The sequence below is a fragment of the Paenibacillus sp. 32O-W genome (assembly GCF_007679495.1).
Taxonomy (GTDB): Bacteria; Bacillota; Bacilli; order Paenibacillales; family NBRC-103111; genus Paenibacillus_L; species Paenibacillus_L residui.
In genome coordinates this window covers 57,378-75,572 of the sequence record NZ_VEGP01000003.1, presented here as the reverse complement: position 1 = coordinate 75,572, position 18,195 = coordinate 57,378, and the positions used below count along the sequence as shown (strand labels likewise).

General features: G+C 51.7%; 15 protein-coding genes. 3 read left to right on the top strand and 12 right to left on the bottom strand.

The genetic code is table 11. The annotated features are described in order from the left end of the window. Positions 1-49 precede the first annotated feature (49 nt). Genes FS806_RS02045 through FS806_RS02035 form a run of 3 tightly spaced genes read right to left on the bottom strand, consistent with a single transcriptional unit; the run spans position 50 to position 2,981 of the window. The gene (locus FS806_RS02045) at positions 50-940 is read right to left on the bottom strand and encodes a glycine betaine ABC transporter substrate-binding protein (protein ID WP_144932672.1); all 891 of its coding nucleotides are present in this window, start codon (positions 938-940) and stop codon (positions 50-52) included. 2 nt (positions 941-942) lie between these two features. Then, positions 943-1,776: an ABC transporter permease gene (locus FS806_RS02040; RefSeq protein WP_144932793.1), complete on the bottom strand. Its 834-nt coding sequence runs from the start codon at positions 1,774-1,776 to the stop codon at positions 943-945. After that, positions 1,776-2,981 carry a quaternary amine ABC transporter ATP-binding protein gene (locus tag FS806_RS02035; RefSeq protein WP_144932670.1) on the bottom strand — a complete coding sequence of 402 codons (1,206 nt, stop codon included), beginning with the start codon at positions 2,979-2,981 and terminating at the stop codon, positions 1,776-1,778. Before FS806_RS02035 ends, FS806_RS02040 begins: the two co-directional genes overlap by 1 nt. Positions 2,982-3,324: 343 nt before the next feature. Here FS806_RS02035 and FS806_RS02030 point away from each other — a divergent pair, with 343 nt between their 5' ends. The 3 genes from FS806_RS02030 (at position 3,325) to FS806_RS02020 (ending at position 6,726) form a co-directional block, all read left to right on the top strand. Further along, on the top strand, positions 3,325-3,903 hold the full coding sequence (locus FS806_RS02030; RefSeq protein WP_144932791.1) for a GbsR/MarR family transcriptional regulator: 579 nt from the start codon (positions 3,325-3,327) through the stop codon (positions 3,901-3,903). Between the two features lie 236 nt (positions 3,904-4,139). Then, positions 4,140-4,988 (top strand): AraC family transcriptional regulator, encoded by an 849-nt coding sequence (locus FS806_RS02025; RefSeq protein WP_144932668.1) that lies wholly within the window; start codon positions 4,140-4,142, stop codon positions 4,986-4,988. A gap of 226 nt (positions 4,989-5,214) precedes the next feature. Continuing rightward, positions 5,215-6,726 (top strand): HEAT repeat domain-containing protein, encoded by a 1,512-nt coding sequence (locus FS806_RS02020; RefSeq protein ID WP_144932666.1) that lies wholly within the window; start codon positions 5,215-5,217, stop codon positions 6,724-6,726. An 81-nt stretch (positions 6,727-6,807) separates the two neighbouring features. Here FS806_RS02020 and FS806_RS02015 read toward each other — a convergent pair whose 3' ends face one another. From FS806_RS02015 to FS806_RS01975, 9 genes are all read right to left on the bottom strand, one after another. Continuing rightward, positions 6,808-7,674 (bottom strand): amidohydrolase family protein, encoded by an 867-nt coding sequence (locus FS806_RS02015; protein WP_144932664.1) that lies wholly within the window; start codon positions 7,672-7,674, stop codon positions 6,808-6,810. Then, positions 7,671-8,498 (bottom strand): HAD family hydrolase, encoded by an 828-nt coding sequence (locus tag FS806_RS02010; protein ID WP_144932662.1) that lies wholly within the window; start codon positions 8,496-8,498, stop codon positions 7,671-7,673. The genes FS806_RS02015 and FS806_RS02010 overlap by 4 nt, the downstream gene beginning before the upstream one ends. 487 nt (positions 8,499-8,985) lie before the next feature. Further along, entirely contained in the window at positions 8,986-9,576 is a 591-nt protein-coding gene (locus tag FS806_RS02005; RefSeq protein ID WP_144932660.1) for a 50S ribosomal protein L25, read from the bottom strand. Positions 9,577-9,670: 94 nt separating this feature from the next. Then, the gene (locus FS806_RS02000) at positions 9,671-11,503 is read right to left on the bottom strand and encodes a SulP family inorganic anion transporter (RefSeq protein WP_144932789.1); all 1,833 of its coding nucleotides are present in this window, start codon (positions 11,501-11,503) and stop codon (positions 9,671-9,673) included. 305 nt (positions 11,504-11,808) lie between these two features. Next, the gene (locus tag FS806_RS01995; protein WP_222126573.1) at positions 11,809-12,444 is read right to left on the bottom strand and encodes a DUF1266 domain-containing protein; all 636 of its coding nucleotides are present in this window, start codon (positions 12,442-12,444) and stop codon (positions 11,809-11,811) included. Beyond that, a complete protein-coding gene (locus FS806_RS01990; protein ID WP_144932656.1) occupies positions 12,441-13,301 on the bottom strand; it encodes a J domain-containing protein in 861 nt (286 codons plus the stop codon). The genes FS806_RS01995 and FS806_RS01990 overlap by 4 nt, the downstream gene beginning before the upstream one ends. 339 nt (positions 13,302-13,640) lie before the next feature. Beyond that, positions 13,641-16,286, bottom strand: a complete 2,646-nt coding sequence (locus FS806_RS01985; RefSeq protein WP_186328155.1) for a winged helix-turn-helix domain-containing protein — start codon at positions 16,284-16,286, stop codon at positions 13,641-13,643. A 179-nt stretch (positions 16,287-16,465) separates the two neighbouring features. Then, a complete protein-coding gene (locus FS806_RS01980) occupies positions 16,466-17,449 on the bottom strand; it encodes an ABC transporter permease (protein ID WP_144932653.1) in 984 nt (327 codons plus the stop codon). Further along, on the bottom strand, positions 17,446-18,195 hold the full coding sequence (locus tag FS806_RS01975) for an ABC transporter permease (RefSeq protein WP_144932651.1): 750 nt from the start codon (positions 18,193-18,195) through the stop codon (positions 17,446-17,448). Before FS806_RS01975 ends, FS806_RS01980 begins: the two co-directional genes overlap by 4 nt.

Sequence of the window (18,195 nt, the reverse complement as noted above, 5' to 3'; positions counted from 1 at the left end):
GCCAATTCACTCGTAATATTTCATTAATCCGCTTATCTTACGGGCTTGCTTACTTCTTCTTCAAATCTTCAATGGAGTTAATATCGACGTAGGACGGCACAACCAGCCCCAGCTTCGTACCAATCAAATTGGGACCGAGATCCTCGATTTTATCTTTGTGAGTCTCGAAATGTCTCTGGTGGGTAGTCGGAAGCCAAGCCGCCACAATGGCGTCTACGTCTCCATTAGCCACTCCTACCCACATGGGGGCAGCCTCAACCTGCAGTCCCTCCACTTTATAGCCAAGCTTGGATTCCAATACATGCATAACCACATTCGTGCTGGCGATTTCCGAATCCCAGGCCACGTAGGCGAGCTTCAGCTTCTTGCCGTCCGCTTGCGGCACATCCTTGATCCAGGCTTCCACTTTGTCCGCGTTCTCTTCCACCCACTTAGCGGCGGCTTCCTCCGGCTTCATTCCTTCATAGACATCTACCATCACTTTCTCCATATCGGCAGGTGTCCACTCGAAACGGTCAAGGAACTCGTAGGCCGCCGGGTCGTCTTCCTTCAGGCCCTTGCGGACGATCGTATGAATTTCTTCATCTGCACCGTATACCCCTTTAGGATCTTCGAGATATTTCAGATCATATTTGGCGAACTTCCAGTGTGGAGTCCATCCGGTAATAATGATCGGCTTCTTCTCCTTATAGGCCTTCTCCAGGGAAGCGGTCATGGCGGTATCGGAGCCTTCAATCAATTTCCAATCCGTCAATTCATATTCCTTAAGCACCTTCTCGGTCGCTTCCATGAGACCCGCACCCGGATCAATACCGATAATCTCATATTTCACCTGATCGCCGATAAAATCGGACTGCTCTTTCTCCCCGGAGGAGCAGCCTGCCAGCAAACCAAAACCTAATGCAGCGGATAGAACAACCTTTATTCCTTTTTTAAACATACCTATCTCCTTTTTTTATCTTTTTTCATCATCCCTTGTGACAGCCGATCCAGCAATATAGCCAGAATGACAACGGCCAATCCCGCCTGAAAACCTTCTCCAATTTTTAGCTGGGTAACGGCTTTATAGACATCTGCTCCCAGTCCTTGCGCTCCGATCATGGATGCAATAACAACCATGGACAGAGAAAGCATCACGGTCTGGTTAATTCCCGCCATAATCGTCGGGGCTGCGAGCGGAAGTTGAATCTTGAACAGCTTCTGTCCCGGGGTGGACCCGAAGGCATCGGCCGCCTCTACCAACTCGGCGGATACTTGGCGGATGCCCAGATTGGTCAGCCTAATGGTTGGCGGGACTGCGAAAATAACCGAAGCGATGACCCCCGGAACGACTCCGAGCCCGAAGAAAGTCACCGCCGGAATCAGATAGACGAAGGCCGGCATCGTCTGCATGAAGTCCAATATCGGCGTCAGCACATTGCGCACTCCATCGCGTCGGGCGCACCAGATTCCCAACGGCAGACCAACGATGATGGAGATCAGCGTAGAAGTAACAACTAGTGCAAGTGAATCCATCGTATGGTCCCAATACCCGAGATTCTCTATCAGCAGCAGCCCTATTACCGTGAAGATAGCCAGCCCCCAACGGGACACTAAGTAGGCAATGACGGCGAATATGCCGATCCACACATAGAACGGAAGCAAATGAAAGACCCAGGAAAAGGCGCCTACGGCTCCGCCGATGACCATCTTAAAGAAATCAAACAGAAACTGCAGGTTATCCGCCAGGAAAGACACCAGCTTCTCAATCCATTGATCCAAAGGGATTTTGGGCATCATGCTTCACCCCCTTTGTAAGAATGCGTCTGGTTGCCGGATAAAGCTCCCAGCACAGCTCCCCTGACGATTACACCCAGCAGCCTTCCATTCTCTCCAACGACGGATACAGGGAATCGCGACGTGCTGCACAAATCAAACAGCTCGTTCAAGTGTTTATCCGGAGGAACGACAGGCACTTCACGAATGATAATATCTTCCAATTTCTTGCCTTCCTGGACAGCAGCCGATGCATCCTCTGCTGTAATAACTCCGATCAGCTTCCGGGATTGATCGACAACGAACAAATTCGAAACCCCGCTGTCCCTCATCAGCTGCAGAGCCACCCTCGGCCCGCCTTTATCCAGGGTAATCGTCTCCGGCCTCCGCATCACATGCTCAGCGGTCAACACCTTGGATAAATCGACATCCTCCACGAACTTCTCTACGTATTCGTCCGCCGGCTGAATCATAATTTCTTCCGGTGTTCCAATTTGTACGACGGAGCCGTCTTTCATCAGAGCGATCCGATCGCCGATTCGCAGCGCTTCATCCAAATCGTGGGTTATGAACACGATCGTTTTCTTCATCTTCTGCTGAAGCTCCAGCAGCTCATCCTGCATATCCTTGCGGATAAGCGGATCCAGAGCGCTGAAGGCCTCATCCATCAGCAGAATGTCGGGATCGTTGGCCAGCGCTCGGGCCAGTCCGACCCGCTGCTGCATCCCTCCGCTAAGCTCGTCGGGATAACTGTTCTCCCATCCCTGCAAGCCAACCAGGGAAAGCGAGCGTATCGCTTTCTCACTTCGCTCGGCTTTAGTCCAGCCCTGAATTTCGAGCCCAAACTCCACATTCTGCAGGACCGTCTTATGAGGAAATAAAGCGAATTTCTGAAAAACCATGCTGATGGTGCTGCGGCGAACATTTCTTAGCTCCTCCTGCCCCATCTTCACGATGTCCCGGCCATGGACTAACACTTCCCCCAATGTCGGCTCGATTAACCGGTTCAATAATCGGACAAGAGTAGACTTACCGCTTCCCGACAGTCCCATGATGACGAAAATCTCCCCTTGTTGGATATCGAAGCTGATCCGGTTAACCCCTACGGTTATTTTCGTTTTTTCGTATATTTCCTTCTTTGATAGCCCCTGCTCCAGCAGCGGAAATGCTCGTCCTACCTCGGATCCGAACATTTTGGTCAAGTTTTTGACGGATATGACAGCCATCTTATTCCCCCCTTCCCTACGCTCATCTTTATACCCGTTAAGTTTACTCAAAGGACAAAAGAAAGGTCAACGCTAATAAACGTTTGTCTCGTACGTTCGGAAAAAACTTTACATACGATACATTCCATATACTCTGTTTTCCTCAATAATCCTTCCCTTGGGGTTTCTTTACTTTTGCAAGCCAGTTCACTACAATAACGTTATATCTTGTAGTGCGGTGATGTAAGGTCACTGCCCGCCAAGTCAAACATCCGTTGCTGTAACCCTTACGATAGGAGATCCTAGCGGGATGGACAGCCGATGAATATAAGACGAGACAATCCTTCTCGATGAGGTGTTGATGATGAACCAATGGGATCAATTAACCGACGAGCAGGCAGAGATCATCCAAAAGGCACGCGAGCGCGTAATCGAATCCGTCGGAAATAATATGGATTTGTACGGGATCACCGTCTCCACCGGGCGCCTTTATGGAATGATGTTCTTCCAGGACAAGCCTATGACGCTCGACGAAATGGGACAACAAATGAAGATGAGCAAGACGACAATGAGCACGGGTGTCCGTACCCTGCTTGATCTGAAGATGGTGAAGCGGGTATGGGGGAAGGGATCGCGGAAAGATCTCTATGAGGTGGAGCAAGACTGGTACCAGAACTTCGCCGACTTTTTCGTGATCAAGTGGCGCCATTCTTTGGAAATGAATATTCAGGTATTGAAGAAGTCCATCCGCGATCTGCAGAAATTGGCGGAGCAGGAGCCCGACAATAAGGAGCTGGCCGATATCATCCGCCACGATATAGATAAGATGGAGGGAGCGATCCAATACTATTTGTGGTTGGACCGACTTATTGACACGCTGGAATCCGGGGAAATCTATAACCTGGTGCCCAAGGAATTGCCATCGACGGAAGCCGCCAAGTAAGAGACGCTTCTGCAATAACTTACCGATAAGCTGCTTTTCGATCTTCGGACGAATGGCGGCTTTTTTTGTATTCCATTGGGCTTTTCGCCGGTGCAAAGGCAGGATTTCCGGTTCGGCTAATGAACTATATATAAATGAAATGAGGCTGGTTGACGGAACTGCTTATCCAAGGCGGGCCCTATCCCGATCGAGCAGCATCACCCAAATACAGGCCCCTGTTCATGGAGGCGATCCCTATGCTGAAACCGGAAAAACAGCTTGCCAGACTAAGAAATGTAATGGCCAATCTGCAGGCTCACTTGTCTCTTGCTGCCTATACGAAGGTAAATACGAAATGGCGGCAGATGAACTATATTCCCGATTTCAACCGTTTTTATTACATCTGTGAAGGCGAAGGCTGTCTCATCATCGATGGGCGGACCTATTATCCGCAGCCCGGCCAATTATTCATTATGCCTGCGGGTGTGGAGCAGTCTTTTTTCCCGATTAGCGAGCATACCTTCGGCAAGTACTGGTGTCATTTTACCGCCAAGATCGGCGATCTCAATCTGTTTCAACTGCTCGGGCTTCCTCATTATATAGAGGTCCGGGACCGCGCCGGGCTGGTCGGCCTGTTCGAGCAGCTAATCCGTCATTATGAGAGCGACCGGTTCACCGCCTATATGATGCAGAAATCGGTTCTGCTGGAAATCATCAGCCTGTTCGTAGAAGCTTCTCTGCAAGACAAGTACGAATGGAAGCCATTAAATGGCGACGAGCGAATGGGCAAAATTCATACCGTGCTGAAATACATCGACCAGCATCTGCATGAGAATATAACCGTTCAGGAAATGGCCGGTCTGCTCCATTTTCATCCCAACTATTTTATCCGCCATTTTCACGAAATCGTCGGCACCTCCCCCATTCAATACGTTCAGCAGCTAAAAATAGACCGGGCGAAAGCGCTGCTCTCGGCAACGGACCAGCCCGTCTCGGACATCGCGCGATCCTTAGGGATGGAGCCCTATTATTTCTCTCGCCTCTTCAAGAAGCACACTGGACTTGCTCCATCCGACTATCGTGTTTTGTTCTATCCGATTGTATAGCCGATCCATTAACGGTGCAGATTAGGCCCCAACGATTCAATAAACATCCTGTCACGAAGCTCTAATCCAATAAACCCGATTGCTGCAACGAGTCAGGCAACTGTTAAAAGGTTAGTTTTGTGCAAGTAGCGGTAAGCTTCTTCCATTTCATTCAAGCCGGCGGTCACTAAAATAAGAAGTAGGTTTGACAGCAAGCTGGAATGAATAAAAGTATGGAGGGACGTCCATGAACAGCAAACCACAATTATTAACCGATGAACAGATGAGAAAATTCATTGCCGAAGGCTTCCTGATTCTCAAAACCGATCTGTCCAAGGAGTTCCATCAACGGTTGTTGGAGCAGCTTAACGAAGTGTATCAGGATGAAGGGAACCCGGGCAACAATTTGCTTCCCCGCATCCGCGAAGTGCAGAAGGTGTTCGAGCATCCGGTCATTACCGGAGCCTTGACCAGCGTCCTCGGACCCGACTATATGCTGCATGCCCACCGTCACGGGCACTACAACAACTCCCCCCAGCCGGGAGGCTGGCACAAGGACAGCTATTGGGGATACCGAAGAATGCGCAATCATCATCCATGGTGGGCCATGATTATGTATTTTCCCCAGGATACTCCCATCGAGCTGGGGCCGACCGGAGTGCTTCCGGGCTCGCAGTATTACGATACCCGCACCTTCGAAGAAGAGAATCCCGCCGCGGAAGCAACCGCTAACGGGGAAGCCGGAACATTCGCCCTCATTCAATATGACATCTGGCATCGTTCGACGGCCAATAAGCTTGGACAGCACCGCTACATGTTAAAGTTCGAATTTATGCGTACCCAAATTCCGCAAGCCCCGAGCTGGGACCATCAAGAAAAGGAGTGGATCACCCCCTCCTCCTTAAGCCCCGCTGTCCGGCCCCATGAGGTTGTTTGGCGCGAGACATGGAACTGGCTGTCGGGTAAGCTGGGTCCGGACTCGACTCCCATCGGGGACGGAGCTCAAGCGCAACAGTGGATCGGTCAGCTGCAGATGGAGGATCCGGAGCTGCGTGCGGCCGCCGCGAACCGGTTAGGGCTGCTTGGAGCGGATGCCCGGGAAGCCGGGGCTATTCCGGTGCTCGCCCGGGCGTTGGAGGACTCCTTCGAGCCGGTCAGGCTGAATGCCGCCTATGCGCTGGCACGGATGGGCGAGCCGGGAACCGCCGCGCTGCTGCAAGCGCTGCAGCATGAAGATAAGCTGATCTCCCGCAATGCCGCTTACGGGCTGTCTGCCTCCGGGGCCGGTGCGGTTGCCGGTCTGACCGAAGCATTGAAGGGCGGCCGGGAAGAGGTCACGGTTCACGCTGCCTTCGCTTTGGGAGAGCTAAGGCATCTCGCCGAACCGGCGGTTCCTGCCTTGATCGGGCTGCTTGATCATCCTTCCGAACCGGTCCGGTACAGCACGGTGGAAGCGTTGTGCAATATCGGTTCTCCCCGTGAGGAAATCGTTGCCGCGTTGAAGCAGGCGCTGAATGATCCGGACCCGCAGGTGCGCTTCATGACCGGACTGTGCATTTCCAGGCTCGGCCCCCAAGCGGAAGCAGCGGTCCCCGAGCTGATTCAAGCGCTGGACGACGATAATCGCTATGTGCGTGCTCATGCCGCCGAAGCGCTGTATTATATCGGCACCGACACGGCCAAGGAAGCGCTGCTGCACTTCTTGCGCCAATCGCGCTGGTGCCCGTCGACGACTCCGGCCAGCACGTTCTACCCGTAAAGCTTTAAACCAAAAAACCGGCGGCTCCTCCAGGGAGTCCGCCGGTTAAATTATGGCTTTCGCATCAACGGAGATTTCATGCTATCGATCCAGTCTATAAAATCTCGAAGCATTCTCGCCGAAAATCCGTTCCTTGTCCTGTTCTGTTATATATGCGGGGAGACATTCATTCAGCAGCCCGGTCACTTCTTGGTAAGAGGCCGCCAACAAGCAGACGGGCCAATCGCTGCCGAACATGACCCGCTCCGCCCCGAAGCATTCCACTACATGATGCACATACGGGATAAAATCGTTCGTTCGCCACTGCTCGTGATCGGCCTCCGTCACCATTCCGGACAGCTTGCAGTACAGATTAGGGAATTGGGCCAGTTCCTTGATATGGGTTGACCAAGGCTCCATAACACCTTCCTTAATATTGGGCTTGGCCAAATGATCCACCACTGCCCGAAGCCCGGGCACCTGCTTCATCAACTCGAGAATATGCACGAGATGTCTGGGCTTCACTAACAGATCAACGGGAAATTCGTCTCGAGCCAACTTCTCTAACGCAGAGATGACCTTGGGCCGCAAAATCCAGCGGTCATCCGGCAAATCCTGCAGCATCGGCCGGATCCCGAGGAAATATCGGTTTGCAGCCAATCTTGCGTACTGCTCATGAAAATCGTCCGCTTCCAGGTCGATCCAGCCGACGACACCGGCCAGCGTCTCTTCTTCCTCGCATAAGGCAAGAAGATATTCCGTCTCCTCTATCGTAGGCGCCGCTTGAACGACGATCGTCCTGTCGATCGACTGCTCCCGCAAGTGCTCCTTCAAATCGCCGGGCAAATAATCCCGATACAGAACTCCGGAATCCGGAGTAAGCCAGCCGTAATCCCCCCGGCTCAGCTTCCAATAGTGCTGATGAGCATCTATGCGCTTGAAGCCCGTTTTATAAAGCTGCTCGCTCATTCGTTCCTCTCCTCCCCTTCTCCATATTCAATCCATTGTTCCAATATCCTGGCCACGCCATCACGGTCATTCGTATCCGTTACGAGAGCCGCTTTAGCTTTTAATTCCTCTACGGCATTCCCCATTGCGACCGGGATTCCGCACAAATCGAACAGGCCCAGGTCATTATGATCATCGCCGAATACAATCGTATTCTCCGCTTTGATCCCTGACCGGTCGAGAACCTTGCGCAAGGCATTCTCTTTGGAGACCTGCTTATTCATGATTTGGATGAGCTCTTGACCATCGGTGCATATGATGTTCACTTTGCTCCGAAAGACCGCTTTCAGCTTGCTATAAATTCCATCCACGTTGGCGAGCAAAATTTTGGACGGAGAGACCGTCTCCATCTCGGTACCGGAGATGACTTCCAGCGGAGGAACATCCTCGGGAATCCCGAATATCCGACGATGTTCATCTGTCAAAATACAGTCCGCGTAAGCCGTGTCCTCTACTTCTATCGTCACGGGAATGGAGCCGTTCTGCTCCTTGATAAACCGGTAAATTTCCGCAGCCGTCGCTCGAGGAATCGCCAAGTGCTCATAGACATCCACAGCTTCATTCACCGTAAATGCACCGTTGTAACAAATCTGATAACCTAAAGTAAGCCACTCCGCAGGAAGCAGACATTTCACCGATCTTAGCGGACGCGCCGTAGCAATGATAACGGCAATCCCCCGGGCATGCAGCGCCATAACTGCCGCCTGATTACGGGGAGACACTTGCTTGTGCGAATTCAATAAAGTACCATCCAAATCCAAAACGATCGCTTGAATCGGCTTCATTCGTTTCTCCCTTGCCTGCCGTTAACGACTGCATAGCTGGCGGCTTTTCTATCCTGTTCTATACTTACCTATTATTATAGTAGAAAGACGGTTGAGATGGTAGATTTAACTAAAATTGTAGAATTGGTAGGATACCGCTCGAACGATTTCATTTCCGAAAATAACAGATTAAATCCAACTATAAGCCTAAGGGCATGGAAACCCATTATAGACATATCAACAATCAATGGGGACTCGTATTATCAAAGGGAACGAATATACTATATGTTTTCACCTTCCAGATTCAACGAAATTGTATTCAGGCAATAGATGTAATAGCCAATCCGGCAAAGTTGACCTATATCAAACGACAAAGAGACACATGGAGGGTAACGCCCCAAGACGGAGAAGCCCCGACTTCTAATCATCCCGGCAGAATGATCTCTTCATAAAGAAACGAGGCATCTCCCGGATAAGGAAATGCCTCGTGATCATAAGATATAATAGATCAGTTCGCAGCCTCTACTTCTTCATCCGTCGCCGATTTATCCAATCTCGGAGCTACAATGGAAACCAGAAGCTCATCTTCCGGGGACAGCACGGTCACGTTCTCCGGAAGCTTCAAATCGGAAACGTGGAAGGTCTCTCCCACATCCAGATGTTCAATATCGGCGGTGATGGCGGTCGGCAGATTGCCCGGCAGCCCTTCAACCTCAATGCTCGTTCCTTGGGTTTGCATGATTCCGCCTGTCTTCGTTCCTTTAGGCGTTCCTTTAAACTCAATCGGAATCCGGCTCCTGACCGCTTCATCCATCTTCACCTGCAGAAAGTCGACATGGAGCCAATCACCCGAAACCGGATGACGCTGCACTCCTTCGAGCAGAACGGGAACCGTCTCCCCTCCATCAATGTTCAGTTGAATAATTTGCGATGCTCCGCTCTTCGCCCAGCGTTGAAATTCCCTCGAAGAGACATGGATCATCCGATTGTCCGTATGCTTGCCGAATACAATGCCCGGCAGCCGGCCGGCCTTGCGCAATTCTTTCATCCCGGAACGGGACATTTTAGTTCGAACAGACGCTTGCAATGGTTGACTCATGTTCATTAGCTCCTTTAATTAAATATTCCTGATTCTAGGGCATATTCTCTTAAACGGTCACCAACATAACAACTTGCCATAAACTCCATAACAACTACGTCCCCATCGGCGGTCCGGCAGACGATTGACCATATCGCCGGCTTTGCGCCGCCTCATCACCCATGGTCGGCCGTTTGGCCCAAAGGGGTCGATTCCTCTGCGCATGAAGGATCGCTCGCGAGGAAGACGGAGGCCCCTCTCTTCCAACGCCAGATCTCCATACACAAGAAGAACACTGAACACATGGGCTCATATCCTGCCGCGCCAGTACATGGTCGACAGCTTCCTCCCACCGGGCAAAAAAGTTGGATCTCCCGATTCGCGAGTATAATCCTGATCGGACCAGCATTTCGCGGGGCTGAGACTGGATGCCCGCCACAAGCACCAAACAATCCTTCTCCTGAAAATGACGGACAAGCATATGCAAATTGGCTTCTCCGGTAGCATCGATAAAAGGCATTCTGCCGAGTTCCAGAATAAGTGCCTTCGGGGTAGATTGGACCGTGTCCATAAGCGTATTTAAGAGATACTGTGCCGCCCCGAAAAACAGGGGCCCTTCCACAGAATAGATCCGCACCAGAGGACAATCGCCTGCCGCAGGCGATCCGCTTCCCTCTCCGTCATCCGTTGCCCGCAAAGGAAAAACTTTGTTAACGGTCAGCATTTCACTCATCCGTTTAATGAACAGGAGAGCGGCCAGCACAAGACCGATCCCGACAGCGGCGGTTAGATTAATGAAGACGGTAAGGGTAAAAGTAACCAGGGCTACAACCGAGTCACCGTTCCTCATTTTCATCAATTGGATAAAATGACGGCGCGAGGACATGTTCCATGCGACAACCATCAGAATGGGCGCCATACCGGCCAATGGAATTTGCGAAGCATAAGGAGCAAACAGCAATAAAACCGCGAGAACGGTCAATCCATGAATAACGGCCGACAACGGGCTGACCGCCCCGCTCTTAATGTTGGCGGCGGTACGGGCTATCGCTCCGGTGGCCGGAATCCCGCCGAACATCGGTGTAACGATGTTAGCCACCCCTTGGCCGAGCAGCTCGCGGTTGCTGTTGTGCCTTGTGCCGCTCATTCCGTCCGCGACTACCGCCGACAGCAGTGATTCTATCGCGCCTAATAGAGCAATCGTGAAGGCAGGGCCGAGCAGCATGATTATTTTCTCCAGTGTCAACTCCGGCATCTGGAACTTGGGCAATGTGCCCGGTATGGCTCCGAATTCCGACCCGATGGTAGCAATGCCGTCGCCAAAGAAGAAAGCTGCGAACAGAGCAGATCCGATCAGAGCAACCAGAGATGCGGGAAGCTTCGGAAGCCATTTCCCAATAGCCAGAAGCAAGCCCAGACTGACGGCGGCTGTAGCAACACTGCCCCATTGCACGGTATGGAGGCTGCGAGCCAGCTCGAGCACTGTCCCGACGAAGCTTTGCCGCTGCTCCAGGCCGGTCAATCCAAGAAAGCCGGCGATCTGCCCCGTGAAGATAATGACCGCAATTCCGGAAGTAAAGCCGATAGTGACAGGCCGCGGAATATACTGAATCACGGTCCCGAGCTTGAGCAGCCCGAGCAGCACCAGAATGATTCCCGCCATCCATCCGGCGATCAACAGATTCTCGTATCCGTATTGCAGCACAATGGCCAGCAAAATCGGGATAAAGGCTCCCGTCGGACCCCCTACCTGATACTTCGACCCACCGAGAAGCGCGATGATTATACCGGCCACAATCGTCGTGTACAATCCGTATTCCGGCTTGACTCCGGAAGCTATGGCGAAAGCCATTCCGAGAGGAATTGCAATGACGCCAACCGTCATTCCCGATATGAAATCCTTGCGCAAATCCGCAAGCCGATAGCCTTCCCACCGACTGTTAATCATCCACTTCAAGTTATTTCACATCTTTTCCAGTCATTATGTCCAACCTGCTATCAGCTAATGCCCTCTGCTAGAGAGGGTGAAAGAGAGAAACATGGCATCACCACCTCCGAAAGCTGACGACAATCCATTAAATGTAAAACAATCTATGAATATAGACGAAGGCACCCCGCTCCAGGAGCGAAATGCCTCGTTGCCATCACCTTATCATATGAGGAACCGACTGTCAACATTCCCTCTTTTTTTCCACCGTTCCCGTTTCTATGTTTCTACTACATGAACGTCTTCAAATGCTGGCTTGGGTTCCTTTAGTCCAGTCTCGTGTCCCAGTCCAATCGCCGCCAGAGACTGCTTTCATTCCAGAGCAGGGCTTCGGCGGTGTCCAACCGTTCGTCCGCATGACGGCCAGACAGCTTCTTGACGCTGAACTGTTCGCCGACCAGGAAGCCGATGCCGTATTCAAGCCAGTCGGAGTACGAATGCTGAGCCATGTGCGCCACCCTTCTCATCAGGCTTCGAGCTTCCGCCTCTGTCAAATATCCGGCAAGCGCACCTTCCCTGCACAAGAAGACGTACCTTCCCCAATCCCAGGCTGCTATTCCGGCACCCGGCAGCTTATGATCGTAAGTCTGGACGATTTGATACTGGACATAGGATTCATGAGTGTTCCCAAGCGAATCGTTATAAGCGGATGGATCCGATTCCGGCAGCGTGGAAAGAAAGGAACGAAGTTCCGTGAACGACCGGTTATCCCCGGCCACCATCAGTTGATCGAGCCGCTGCAGAAGCTGCTCTCTGCTATGAATAGCCCAATCACACTCCAAGGAATGCTTGCATTGCGAGCGGGTTTCCTCCTTGAATTCCTCTGAATAGAACTCGTCCGGCTTGAGCCCCTTCCTTTCGAATAATATAGCACCCAGAGCCAGACACCATGTTTCCGTCACATTCTCGAAGGGCGCATCCATACGCTTCCATGCCGTTTCGTCTGATCCGGCAGGCGTGTCGCAAACCGCTGAAGACGGTCGAGACCACTGCCCCTAAACCATCCCCGATTCCGCTCCGGCAATTGAGGCCGGTATACCTCCGTTTGCATCTCGCGCTCCCCTAGCCGGCGGCTAACATCCAGCAGCCTGACACGGGCATCTATATCATGCGGATACCGCTCTACAATCCTCACATATATCGATCGCGCGTCTTCCATCCGTTCCTCGAGGCAGTAGCTTCGCGCCTGACCGCTTAATGCCTGAAGGTGATCCGGATGATCCGCCAGAATATGCCCGTAGTCGGTCCTTGCCTTCTCCGGATTTCCCAGCTTCAAATATAAATCCGCCCGGTGCAGCAAGCCGTCGATATCCCCCGGTCTCACCCGGAGAAGCCGGTCGAAAGCAGGAAGGGCATTCTCCCAATCTCCCTGTATCACATAATAGAGGCCGATGAGTCTAAGCAGATCGGGATCTTCCTCATACAGTTGAAACGCCACCGCCAAATACGGTTCGGCCTGCTCCAGATCTTGCAGCATTAATGCCCGGCGAGCTTCCTCCCGGAAATCGAAGAACGCATCGAAATCACAAGCGGTGTCCTTCTTGACGGGTTGCCTGCGGACAGAACGATTCCCGTTGGACGCTGAACCGGGCCAGCTTGCCCGGACTTCCTTAAGCGCCTGCTCATAAGCCTCCCTTAAGCGTTGAAACCCTTCCGGATCGTCTTCGGGATGATGAATCTTCGATTTTCTGGCATAGGCTTTCCTGATGGACGCAACATCTTCCGTCGGTTCGATGTCCAAAATACTCCATATGATCATAGTCTTAATACTCCTGACATTGTTCCAATTCATCTTAAACCGCCTTCAAGCTCTCGGCTTCGCGACCGATTTCCCGCTCATTCTGGCGATTCAAGGCACCTAGTACTAATATACTATATTCATCGGAAGAAAGTGATCCTTTCTTTAGTAGGAAGTATGGCGATTTATTGATTCTATGGAACCATACCCGGACTGCCGGAGCGGCACAAGGATAAACGGCTATCGCCGTCCTTAGGACGGGCGCGTTTACCGATGAAATATGAGATCAGGTATAAGGTGAAACTTATACTTTCTTAATATTTTGAAAATAAGCCGTTCCTTGATGGGGAACGGCTTTTCTCACAGCAAGCCCAATTGGCGCCCTTTCTCTACGGCTTCCGTCCGGTTGGAGACCTCCAGCTTGGCATAGATTTTGATCATGTGCGTTTTAACCGTGGCAATGGAGATGCACAGCCTCTCCGCTATTTCTTTGTTGGACAAACCGGAGGAAAGCACCGTCAGCACCTCCAGCTCCCGTTCGCTTAACAGACTTTCCGGTTTGTTCCGGTCCCACAGGGAAAGCACTCTATGGACAAACTGTCTCTCCCTGGCGAGCAGGTCGTCCTCCTGTTCTTTCACAAGTTCGATTAATGCCCGCCGGATGGCCTCCCCCTCCAATACAAACGGGGAAACCATCTCATTGGCATAGCTGTAATGGACTGCCTCGCGGATCAGATTCAACCGCTCCCTCTTGCTTCCCGTCCCGTCCATATCGAGAATAGCCAGCTTCAGCAAAATGGCTTCGACCAGAATCAGTTTGATCTTGTGCTTGCGGGCATCCTTCAAAATATCATCCAGTTGAGCCAAAGCTTTCTCCTTATCGCCCCGCGAGAATAAAATCCGCGCATACAGCAGCAGATCTTCATATCGGCGAGGACGATAATCTTCACCCTGTTCTATCCATTGGGTAAACGAATGGAGCAGCTCGGGGTCCGTTTCACCGATCAGCCATTGGAACTTCAATATCGAAGAATAGTAGAGCGGGTGCTGATAATAAATTCGAAACGCAGCCAGTTGCTTCATCCAATCGGCCGCTTCCGGCTTGTCGTCGCGAAGGAGACACATCTCAATTCGATTGTGAATATAGCTGACCTCCATGGAGATGTATTCTTTAGGCAGCATATCCTTCGCCCGTTCGAATAATTGATCCGCTTTATCCAGCTGCATCCTTTTGATATAAATGCCGCCCTCTCCAATCAAGCAATTGGCGGCCAGAGGGGTCAGATAGAGGTGGTCTTCCATCAAGCGGGTCAACGATTCATAGATCCGCTCGCACTCTTTCAATTCGCCGAGAGACTCCAGAAGCTGGCTTTTGCTGGTCCATGCAAAGTAACGAATGTAAGGATTATTGAACCGGTTCTCCAGTTGAATCGCCTTATCTATACATTCAAGCGCTTTCGCATATTGATCCCGCAGGCCGAGCAGCAGGGAACTGGACAAATAGATGATGGCCTTGGTCGCCTCGCTTAAACCCATCCGCTCGATCTCGTCTATCGAATTCGGATACATTTCCAGACCTTCCAGACTCTCATCTATGAAAAAACGCGTAAATTGGAAAGCATTCCAGAAAACATCGTCTTTCGGCTTGTCTTGCAGGCGATCCAAAATTTGTCTGCACTTCTCCATTTCCAAATTGCAGAAGTGGTAGAACAGCCTCTGGAACAATAGATCCCGGCTTTCGATAAGGTATTCCAGAGGAATTTGGCGCAAATAACCCCAGCCCTTAACCGTCTGGCGCATCCTGCCGATCAGTCCGAGCGCTTCCCGGTATTCGCCCGCCTGAAAATAATGCTTGACGCCTTCCTCCAGATCGCCAGACTGTTCATAAACGATAGCGGCCTTCATATGCCAACTGCGTTTCGTCTCCTCATCCCATTCCGAAAATTTCCACCGCAAAAATTCCCCGAACAAGTGGTGATAGCGATAAAGCCCTTCGTCTTCGTCTATCGTCACCAGGAACATGTTTCTGTCGGCCATCCTGTGAATGATAGAATTGGCGTGACCTATCCCCAACAGACGGTTACAGATCGCTTCGTTAAAATAGCTTAAAATGGAGGTGCGAATCAGAAATTGCTTCTCCTCGGGACTTACGGAAGATAATATTTCGTTGGACAAATAATTGATCATATATTTGTTAAGTCCCCGGTTCTGGCCGAACGGCAGCTCCTTCCGATGAGACCTGGCCAGCGCTATAAGCTGCAATCCGCCCACCCAGCCCTCCGTCCATTGGTTGAGCCGTGCGGCCGACTCCTCATCCACACCCGATTCCAACGTATGCTGAAGGAAAAGCACCGCTTCTTCGGCAGAAAATTTCAAATCTTGTTCGTTGATTTCCACATAGCGTCCGGAGACCATCCACTCGCCCAGATACAATTTCGGGGCTTCGCGGGTTAAGAGAATAAAGCGGATCTGGTCCGGGCTGTATTTCATAAACAGCTCAAAGGTTTGCAGCAAGGACGGATCGTCCAACGTGTGAAAATCATCCAGAACAAGCGTCAATCCTTGCACGGACCCCAATTGATTAACAAGGAAAATGAGCAGCTTCTCGATCTCCTGCTTCTGGGGCAGCGCCTCAAAAACGGCGTACAGATCTTCCATCTGCCCGCCCAAATCAGTCTTGATCGCTTCCAGCAAATAATGCCAGAACGAGAACAGTTCGTTATTGTCCGCATCCAGGTTGATCCAGCGAAACTCCTGCTCCGGATGCTCCTTCATGAATGAAGCGACCAGAGTGGTTTTACCGCTTCCGGCAGCACCCTGCACGACGGCTACTTTCCCTTCCTCCAACTGCTCCAGCTTCCGGAACAGAGCTTCCCGACGAATGTAATTTTTGCGCGGAGGGGGCGCTTTTAATTTAGCAGGTATCAGCCTTATGCCGTCCATCCTTATCCCTTCCGAATCCTGTGAATGTTCGGGTTGCAGCGAGCCGCGTCCCCCTCTTATCATGCCAGACCTCCCCACTAACATCAATATGCTTCCGAGTCAGAAGAACCGTCCAAATCCGTGATTTCCAGCCCTCCGAAGCCAAGCCTCCCGTGAATGCGGGAGGTATCCATCCGGCTGGCGGATGAAAAACCCTGCCTTGCTTTTATTAGCGGGCAGATATTCGGACAGGATACCACGGTTCAATACCTTCCTTCCGCCAGTCTCTTCCGGCAGAGCCCCCAGCCCGCGAGGAAGAACAATCCGGACAGCAGAAGCAGATAGCCGACAGACCAAGCCCAATCTTCCATAGCCGCCTCTCGCTCGAGAGCCTGCACGACGGTCAGGAACTGCTTTTGCGGCAGAACGGCTACAAGCCATTTCATCCCGCCTTCGGGCGTGAAGCTGTAGAAGCTGCCTGAAAGCAGCGAAGTCAACAAAATGAGGCTTCCTGCGAGCGTCATCATCTGATCGCTGTTCTCGATCCACGACGACATGAAAAGGGCGAAGGCGGTAGCAACCAGTGCCAGCAGGCCAAGCAGCCAGGCATATTGAAGCAGTCCAAGCCCGATATCGATATGGAGCAGTTGGGAGGCGGCGGCCATCAAGCCGAAGGTAGGAACGTAGACGATGATCCAACAAAAAAGGCACTGCGCAAACAGGTAGCTGCCTGCTCGAACTGGGGAAGTAAGCATTCGGCGGAACGTCCCGTTCGCCTTGTCCTCCGGAAAGAAGGTCATGAATAGAAAGCCTTCCAGCAAAATAACCATAACTAGAAATCCCAGTATATTGGTGCCTACCCCCCTCTTGCCATCCGCGGTCACCAACCGGTCGGGATGTGCCAGCGCCTGCTCCAGCTTCGCGGTAATTGGTTCGCCCTTGATCGCCTCGATGGAATAGCTTCCGTTCCCTTGGTCGGTCAAAACAGCGTCATACTTATTGCGGACTAGCTGCGACTTCGGTGGAGCGGCATCCAGCGGCTCCACTTTGTAAGCTTGGCGGACGTTCGCCGGCAGGGAATCCGGTTCGCCTACCACCGCGATTCTACCCTTCATTTCCAATGCCGATGTCAAATAAATGGCCAGCGCCATAACCGCTATCGTTATGCTTAACGTGAGCAGCAGATAAGCTTTGCGGTTCATCATGCGATAAACGTTATTTTTAAATACTTGTGCCATTCCGTTCATACATAATCCTCCGCTCTAAAGGAAAGTTTGCAGCCCCATGCCAAGACGAGCGAGCCAGCCAGACAGATCGCCAACGTCGGAAGCAGTATCCCGAGGTCGTAATCATAGATGATTCGGAAGACGCCTTCCGCCACCCACTTGACCGGAGACAGGCCGGAGATCGTCTCGGCGACCTTGCCCAATCCGTCCCATGGAAAGAACAAGCCCCCGGCCAGAGCGGATACATTGTTGATGATACTGAGCAGTTTGTTCGCCAATTCCTCGCTTTTGAAAATACAGCAAAACAGGATACCAAGCGAACAGGAAAACAAATTGAACCCGATCAGCAGAAGCAGAACGTATCCCATATTGGCTCCCCCGATCCCGATGCCGCAGACGGCTAACACCCCGGCGATTAAACAGAGGCAGGCGGTAGTGAATACGAAAGTGGCGGCTATTTTGGACAGGTAGATATAAGACCCGGGCAAGGGAGCATACAGAATCCGCAAATTGCTCGGCCTGATGCTTCTTTCCATAAAGCTGTTTGCAGCGGTTATCGAAACGTTAAGCACCATGAAAATCATTATGGTAATTCCGTAATAGTCATAAGAGGATACTTCTCCGCCGGCATAGATTCCGCTTCCTATATAGCCAAGCACCAGCACCAGCAGCAGAGGAAATATCGTATTCACGGAAACCAGAATCGGACTGAGCAGCAGGTTGAGCAAATCCCGTCTGAAGATGGCATAGAAGCCTCGTAGCCTCAT

Excerpts from the sequence above, each read along its gene's own strand:
- FS806_RS02045 (WP_144932672.1), bottom strand. The coding sequence starts at position 940 with ATGTTTAAAAAAGGAATAAAGGTTGTTCTATCCGCTGCATTAGGTTTT.
- FS806_RS02040 (WP_144932793.1), bottom strand. The coding sequence starts at position 1,776 with ATGCCCAAAATCCCTTTGGATCAATGGATTGAGAAGCTGGTGTCTTTC.
- FS806_RS02035 (WP_144932670.1), bottom strand. The coding sequence starts at position 2,981 with ATGGCTGTCATATCCGTCAAAAACTTGACCAAAATGTTCGGATCCGAG.
- FS806_RS02030 (WP_144932791.1), top strand. The coding sequence starts at position 3,325 with ATGAACCAATGGGATCAATTAACCGACGAGCAGGCAGAGATCATCCAA.
- FS806_RS02025 (WP_144932668.1), top strand. The coding sequence starts at position 4,140 with ATGCTGAAACCGGAAAAACAGCTTGCCAGACTAAGAAATGTAATGGCC.
- FS806_RS02020 (WP_144932666.1), top strand. The coding sequence starts at position 5,215 with ATGAACAGCAAACCACAATTATTAACCGATGAACAGATGAGAAAATTC.
- FS806_RS02015 (WP_144932664.1), bottom strand. The coding sequence starts at position 7,674 with ATGAGCGAGCAGCTTTATAAAACGGGCTTCAAGCGCATAGATGCTCAT.
- FS806_RS02010 (WP_144932662.1), bottom strand. The coding sequence starts at position 8,498 with ATGAAGCCGATTCAAGCGATCGTTTTGGATTTGGATGGTACTTTATTG.
- FS806_RS02005 (WP_144932660.1), bottom strand. The coding sequence starts at position 9,576 with ATGAGTCAACCATTGCAAGCGTCTGTTCGAACTAAAATGTCCCGTTCC.
- FS806_RS02000 (WP_144932789.1), bottom strand. The coding sequence starts at position 11,503 with ATGATTAACAGTCGGTGGGAAGGCTATCGGCTTGCGGATTTGCGCAAG.
- FS806_RS01990 (WP_144932656.1), bottom strand. The coding sequence starts at position 13,301 with ATGATCATATGGAGTATTTTGGACATCGAACCGACGGAAGATGTTGCG.
- FS806_RS01985 (WP_186328155.1), bottom strand. The coding sequence starts at position 16,286 with ATGATAAGAGGGGGACGCGGCTCGCTGCAACCCGAACATTCACAGGAT.
- FS806_RS01980 (WP_144932653.1), bottom strand. The coding sequence starts at position 17,449 with ATGAACGGAATGGCACAAGTATTTAAAAATAACGTTTATCGCATGATG.
- FS806_RS01975 (WP_144932651.1), bottom strand. The coding sequence starts at position 18,195 with ATGAGGCTACGAGGCTTCTATGCCATCTTCAGACGGGATTTGCTCAAC.